General features: G+C 43.4%; 1 protein-coding gene and 1 pseudogene. Both read right to left on the bottom strand.

Annotated elements, in window-relative coordinates:
• Positions 1 to 163: 163 nt before the first annotated feature.
• Positions 164 to 934 (bottom strand): IS21-like element helper ATPase IstB, encoded by a 771-nt coding sequence (gene istB / locus BUB66_RS11725; RefSeq protein WP_073258720.1) that lies wholly within the window; start codon positions 932 to 934, stop codon positions 164 to 166.
• Positions 931 to 2,127 (bottom strand): annotated as a pseudogene (gene istA, locus BUB66_RS11730) (IS21 family transposase). Before istA ends, istB begins: the two are co-directional and overlap by 4 nt.
• Positions 2,128 to 2,442: the final 315 nt, after the last annotated feature.

Genomic DNA, 2,442 nt, shown 5'->3' on the forward strand with positions numbered 1-2,442 from the left:
GTTCCATCAATGCCTATGGCCGCAATTAGATCCGGTTCTTTTCCTAAAATTTCAGCAAAAATTGCCGAACCATATGTTTCTCCATATTCATTTATGTCAATAGCGGATTTAAATTGACCCATTTTCAACGGTTTAAAATTGACCCACCCTGGCTTTTTCAAAATTAAGTATTGTTATGTGGGTTACCATACAATCCGGTCTTTACCCTGTCTTTCAAACGATAGCTGTTGCCCCTTATATTGATTATATGGGCATGGTGTAGTAATCTATCCAATACCGCAGTGGCAAGCACAGGATCTCCCATGAGTTCTCCCCATTCTCCAAAGCCTTTGTTGCTGGTAAGGACGATGCTCCCCTTTTCATACCGAGCGCTTATTAGCTGGAAAAAGAGGTTTGAGCCAAGGCTATCTAAAGGAAGATAGCCTACTTCGTCGATAACAAGAAGCTTCGGACCAGTGTAGATCCTCATTCGCTTTTCCAAGCGGCTTTCTTTATGAGCTTTTTTGAGGTCGTCAACGAGCCTAGAAAGGCCCGTAAAATAGACTGATATGCCGTAGGATAGGGCTTCTATAGCAAGGGCCACGGCAAGGTGCGTCTTCCCTACTCCGGGTGGACCAAGGAATATTACGTTTTCTGCCCTATGGATAAACGCCATTGTGGCAAGTTCTTTTATCAGTTTTTCATCTATACTGGGCTGAAAGGTAAAGTCAAATTCCTTCAAAGTCTTTTTATACGGAAGCCTGGCAAGTTTTGACCTTACTTCGATATTCCGCCTCTGCCTTTCGGCAAGTTCAGTCTCAAGCAAGTTATTTAAGAAATCTAGATACGTTGTATTCTGGCGCTGAGCTCTTTCAAGGAGGGCGTCAAGAAAAGACGATGCACTTAAAAGCCCCAGTTCTTCAAGGTGGGATCGAGCTTTTTCAAGGTCTATCATGTTGTGCCCACCCCCAGCAGGCTTTCATAAACCCCCAAAGAACGCTTTTCAACTTCCGGAGAAGAGACCTTGTATGCTCGCGGATTGGGATAAAGCATACCTTCAGCTTCTTTTAGTCCGGTATACTGGTTTTTAGCATAAACCGTGGTCCTTGAGCGGTAATGCTTTTCGTGGGTTGCTATTACCTTCCCATTATAGATGATTTCGATTTTGCTATTTTTATCCCTTACAACCACCTCTTTTCCGCTATACTGCCATGGAACACCATATCTTACGCCGTCGAAGCTCAAAAGGCCGTCTTTGTGGACTTTCCTTACTTCTTCCAGGAATTTTTGATATTTGTCCGAAGAAGGCAGGGGTTTGAGGCCCGGTAGTGCCGTGTATTCTCCTGTTTTTCTTTTCGCACCACACTATTGCCTGGTGGTTTAAGTCACCGTAGTCTACGAACTTCCTACCCGGCAGGAAGTTGTTTTTTACAAAGTCTATGCTGCTTTCTACTTTGCCTTTGGTCTGGGGTCGCCTTGCTCTACATACTTTAGGTGTAAAACCAAGTGTGGCGGCAAGATCTTCAAAGGTGGAGTTCCATATGGGTTTTCTGTTTTCGTCGGTGCCCAGGATCACGGTTTTCATCCTATCGGTAAGGACTACGTCGGTTATCCCGTTAAAATATTCAAACCCGTGGATCAGGCAGCGGATGAAGGTATGGACATCACAGCGGTTTGTGAATTCTACGTATATGGCCCTGAAATACCCAAGAACCATGACAAAGATGTAAAGCTTACGTATTTCACCGGTTTCTCCTCTATGTATGTGTATTCACCCCAGTCGACCTGAGCCTGTTGGCCGGGTTTGGTTTCGTAGCGGCACACGGCAGGAACTTGTTTCGGAGGCCTGAATTGTCTTACATAGTCCCTTAAGATGGTACGACCGCCGGTGTAACCTTCTTCTTTGATTCTTTCGTAGATGACTTCGCAATTGAATATACCAATATTCATCAGATGGTTAATGGTATCTTTGTATGGTTCGAGCTTTGATACTCTCTTTGGATGCAGCTTTCTTTCAGGGATGCCCTCTGCTCTGAGGTATTTCCTTATCGTGTTCCTTGAACGACCTGTTTCTCGTGCGATTGCACGAATGCTCTTGCCCTTTGCTTTTAATTCATGTAACATGATAATAGATCCACTCCCTAGCACTTATTTCCCTCCGATCTTTTGGATTGGTATCAAGAGGGATATTTCGCCAGGGGGTGGGTCAATTCCTTTTCGTTACTCCTGGGTCAATTATACACCGGCGGTGACACCAAATATCAATTCTAAGTATTGTCTTAATTCGACGATAAAATATAACCCTACTCCAATTGCAGGAATTAATATCAATACTCCTCTTAAACCAACAAGCCAGTTTTTTTCATTTTTAACTTTACTCCTTGAAGTATAAAAGAATTCCCCAATTAAAAAATGGGGGCAATTCAAAAATAGTTACAATTCAAAAACAGTTACTCGGGCTGT

The sequence above is a fragment of the Caldanaerovirga acetigignens genome (assembly GCF_900142995.1).
Lineage (GTDB): Bacteria > Bacillota > Thermosediminibacteria > Thermosediminibacterales > Thermosediminibacteraceae > Fervidicola > Fervidicola acetigignens.